Raw genomic sequence first — 4,154 nt, forward strand, 5'->3', positions numbered from 1 at the left:
GGCCTGCTTCGATGCGCATGCTCACCTCGTCGAGCGCGCGGACTTCCTGATCACCGACGCGATACTGCTTGACCACCCGGGTCAACTCCAGCATCGGCTGCTGTGGCGATTCGATGTCGGGCATATCTTGTCCCCCAGGGAGTTTCGGGTTTCAGCGTGCGAGTGCGCGGTCGCGGGTAGTCTGCCCGATCGCCGGGCGTGCGTCGAGAAGCCCACGCAGGGCCGGTTGTTCGGCGGCCAGCTCGAGATAGGCCTCCATCGGGGTGCGGCCGTCGATCTCGGCAAGTTCGAGTTTGACGCGCAGATGATTGTCCCAGCGGTTGGCCAGCGCCTGTAGCAGGCCGTCGACTCCGCCGAAGAGCGTGTCGAGCTCGGCGATGCCGGCGAACAGGGCCGGGTCGTTCGGGTCGACCGCTGCCCTGGCGAGCACGGTGTGCACGATCTCGGTGCGGTGGTGTAGATCGGTCCAGGTCATGGGCTTCACCTTCCGTGAGCGGGTGAATCGAACGTTACGGGCGGCGAACGGCCGAATCGTCGTCCCGGGGACCCGACTTCTTCTCCTACCCAGGTAGGAGATCGGTACCGTTCGCGGGACGATGCTCGCCCGGTAGGTGGCGACTAGCCTTACATCATGGATGTGAGCCACGCCATCCCCGCGAAGGCGCCGGGCCGAGTGAGCCTGCGGCAGCGGTTCGCGGCCAGAGCCGCGGTGCCACGATTGCTCACCACCGTCCGCGAACGCATCGAATCGTTGCCCTACGACTATCCGCCCGCGGTGATCCTGGCCGCCGACCTCGCGCTGCTGGTGGTCACCGGTGCGGCGGTGATCCAGCGGCACGCGTACTTCCCGAGTGTGCTGCCGCTGCTGGCGATGGCCACCGCGTTCTTGCCGATTCCGCTGTTCGCGATCTTCCGGGTGAATCCGCACCCCGTGCTGCTGAAGGGCAGCGCGCTGGCTTCCTGCGCCCTGTTCCTGTTGCAGCCGGTCAACGCCGACTTCGCGCCGTTCGTGCTGGTGATCGTCGCCGGTGAGGTGGCCGCGGTCGCCTCGCGCGGGTGGACCATCGGATTCACCCTGCTCGCGATCCTCGAACTGGTCGCGTTCGACGTGGCCGGGCACGTGCACTGGGGTGAGCAGCCGCTGCAAGGACTACCGATGTATGTGATCGGCATCCTGCTCGGCATGTTCGTCGGGGTGATGCTGCAGTATCAGCGGCGTTTCCTGTATCAAGAGCGCGAGAATCAAGCGATCCGCTCCGGTCAGGCCGCCGACGAGGAACGGCGCCGGATCGCCCGCGAAGTCCATGATGTGATCGCCCATTCGCTCTCGATCACCCTGCTGCATCTGACCGCCGCCCGCCGCGCGCTCCAGACCGACGACGACGTCACCGAGGCGGTGGAAGCGCTCGTCGAGGCCGAACGCCTCGGCCGCCAGGCGATGGCCGACATCCGGCGCACCGTCGGCATGCTCGACGCGGGCCCGGCGCAACTGGCTCCCGAGCCGGGCGCCGCCGATATCGACGAACTCGTCGGCGACTTTCGCCGCGCCGGGCTCACCGTCGACTACGCGCGCACCGGCGACCTGACCACCGTCTCCGGTGCCATCGGCCACGCGCTCTACCGGATCGGTCAGGAATCGCTGGCCAACGTCATCAAGCACGCGCCGGGCGCGCCCGCCACCGTGCGCTTCGACGTCTCGGCCGAGGCGGCGACGCTGGTCGTGTCGAATCCGCTGCCGTTCGGGCCCGCGCTGCGCCGCGATACCGGGATGGGACTGCGCGGCATGCGCAAACGCACTGAACTGCTCGGTGGGAAGATCATCGTGGGCACCGGCGACGACGGCTGGACCGTGCGGGTCGGCTTCCCACTGCGAGCAGGCTCGTGCGCCGCCCTCTCGGCCGTGCTGCCGGGCAAGCTCTGGCACAAACCCCAGGAGGACACGTGACGACCGCTTCGCCGATCGAGCAGCTGGTGACAGTGCTCGTGGTCGACGACCAGGAACTCGTACGCGGCGGATTGCGTCGCATCCTGCGGCGTCGCGACGGTTTCACCATCAACGAGTGCGCCGACGGCGACGAGGTCGCGGCCGCCGTCGCCGCGCAACGACCCGATGTGGTGCTGATGGATCTGCGGATGAAGCGGGTCGGCGGCATAGATGCGACCCGGTTGCTGCGCGCCCGCCCCGACGCCCCACCGGTGCTGGTGCTCACGACCTTCGACGACGACCAACTTCTCTCCGGCGCGCTGCGCGCGGGCGCCGCGGGCTTTCTGCTCAAGGATTCGCCCGCGGAGGATCTGATCCGCGCGGTCCGCACCGTGGCCGGCGGTGGCGCGTGGCTCGATCCCTCGGTGACGGGACGGGTGCTCACGGCGTACAGAACAGTGAAACCGGTCGGTACCCGAACCGATCGCCGGCTCGGCGAACTCACCGCCCGCGAGTACGAAGTGCTCGAATTGATCGGCTCGGGCCGGGTCAACAGCGAGATCGCCGCCGAACTCGGTATCTCGGAAGTAACCGTGAAAAGCCACGTCGGACACATATTCGGCAAGCTCGACCTGCGCGATCGCGCTGCCGCGATCGTGTTCGCGTTTGACCACGGCGTAGTGACACCGGGAGAATCTTCCTACTGAGAAGCAGGTCCACGGGCCTGCCAGAAGTGGGAGGCGGACGCTGGTGCAGGCACCTGGGTCACGGACGGGGAGCAGATTCGGCCCGTACGAGTTGCGGTCGATGCTGGGCAAAGGCGGGATGGGCGAGGTCTACGAGGCCTACGACACCGGCAAGGACCGAGTGGTCGCTCTGAAGTTGCTGGCCGAGGAGCTCGCGCAAGACCCGGCCTATCAGGTCCGATTCCGCCGCGAATCCCAGGCCGCGGCCAAGCTGGCCGAACCGCACGTGATCCCGATCCATGACTGGGGCGTGATCGACGGGGTCCTCTTCATCGATATGCGCCTGGTTCCCGGCTCCGATCTACGGACCGTGTTGCGCGGAGGCGGGCCGATGAGCCCGGAACGCGCCGTCGCCGTCGTCGAGCAGATCGCCGCCGCGCTCGACGCCGCACACGCGGGCGGGCTGGTGCATCGCGATGTGAAGCCCGCCAACATCCTGGTCACGCCCGCCGATTTCGCCTACCTCGCCGACTTCGGCATCGCGCACACCGAGGGCGACAGCGCGGTGACCCAGGCCGGGATGGCGGTCGGCTCCTACATCTACATGGCGCCGGAGCGCTTCGATGTCGGCCCGATCTCCCACCGCGCCGATGTCTACTCACTGGCATGCGTCCTGCACGAATGCCTCACCGGTGCTTCGCCCTTCCCCGCGGCGAGCATGAGCGTGCTGGTCCGCGCGCACCTGTCCGAGGCCCCGCCGCGGCCGAGCGAGCTGTTGCACGGGATACCCGGCGCACTCGACGACGTCATCGGGACCGGCATGGCCAAGGACCCGGCCGATCGCTACGCGTCGGCCGGTGCGTTGGCTGTCGCCGCTCGGCGAGCGCTGGCTTCGGCCGTGCGGGAAGCCGGTGCGCCCGCGCCATCGGGTGCTTTCGCGTCGTACGACGGGGCCCGCCGCGTCCCCGGTGGCCACGATGTGACTCCAGGTTCTTCGTCCGGTCCCACGCTCCGCAGTTCCGCAGGCGCGCCATCGGGTGCCCCGCAAGGTGGCCCGGGCTCGGCTCCCGGGCGCGGTTTCGCCGCCGCCGCCGGTTTCGCCGCCGGTGTGGGACGCGGTGCCGCCGGGGCGCCGACCGGTGCTCCCGGCGGACCGGCCGGTGCCGAGCGTGGTGGCCACGCGGGGTCCGCGACCGGTCCAGCGCGTGCGGTGCCCATCGGTGCCGCGAGTGGAGCCCGCAAGGGCGCCTCCGACTCGGAGGAGCCCGCCGACGTCGAGCAGGTGCCGACGCCGACCGGGGAGTTCCGCGTGATCGGCGCGGTGACCGCGACCGGCGGTGTGGAGACCTCGCGCAGTCAGTCGACCGCGACCGGCGCCCAGCCCACCTTGATCATCCGCCCGCCCGAGGCGCGCCCCGGGGCATCGGACACCACCGCTTTCCGCCGTGTTCCCGCCGAGGGCACCGGCGAGATCTCGATACCCGCGGTGATCCAGCCGACCGGCCCCGCCGAAATCCGGCCCGCCGACACCTACTTCGCGCCCC

General features: G+C 69.5%; 4 protein-coding genes. 3 read left to right on the forward strand and 1 reads right to left on the reverse strand.

The genetic code is table 11. The features are described from left to right. Positions 1–151 precede the first annotated feature (151 nt). Positions 152–475: a hypothetical protein gene (locus tag ACFWF3_RS26555; RefSeq protein ID WP_378633368.1), complete on the reverse strand. Its 324-nt coding sequence runs from the start codon at positions 473–475 to the stop codon at positions 152–154. Between the two features lie 156 nt (positions 476–631). Here ACFWF3_RS26555 and ACFWF3_RS26560 point away from each other — a divergent pair, with 156 nt between their 5' ends. From ACFWF3_RS26560 to ACFWF3_RS26570, 3 genes are all read left to right on the forward strand, one after another. Beyond that, on the forward strand, positions 632–1,945 hold the full coding sequence (locus tag ACFWF3_RS26560; RefSeq protein WP_379316062.1) for a sensor histidine kinase: 1,314 nt from the start codon (positions 632–634) through the stop codon (positions 1,943–1,945). Beyond that, positions 1,942–2,631 carry a response regulator transcription factor gene (locus tag ACFWF3_RS26565; protein WP_358063879.1) on the forward strand — a complete coding sequence of 230 codons (690 nt, stop codon included), beginning with the start codon at positions 1,942–1,944 and terminating at the stop codon, positions 2,629–2,631. Before ACFWF3_RS26560 ends, ACFWF3_RS26565 begins: the two co-directional genes overlap by 4 nt. Positions 2,632–2,731: 100 nt before the next feature. Beyond that, positions 2,732–4,154, forward strand: a 1,423-nt coding sequence (locus ACFWF3_RS26570) for a protein kinase (protein ID WP_379316064.1), incomplete at its 3' end; no start/stop codon positions are given.

Origin of the sequence: Nocardia sp. NPDC060220 (assembly GCF_042727815.1) — a bacterium.
Taxonomy (GTDB): Bacteria; Actinomycetota; Actinomycetes; order Mycobacteriales; family Mycobacteriaceae; genus Nocardia.

What these genes read in the sequence shown, in the direction of transcription:
- ACFWF3_RS26555 (WP_378633368.1), bottom strand. Translation starts at nt 475, where the DNA reads ATGACCTGGACCGATCTACACCACCGCACCGAGATCGTGCACACCGTG.
- ACFWF3_RS26560 (WP_379316062.1), top strand. Translation starts at nt 632, where the DNA reads ATGGATGTGAGCCACGCCATCCCCGCGAAGGCGCCGGGCCGAGTGAGC.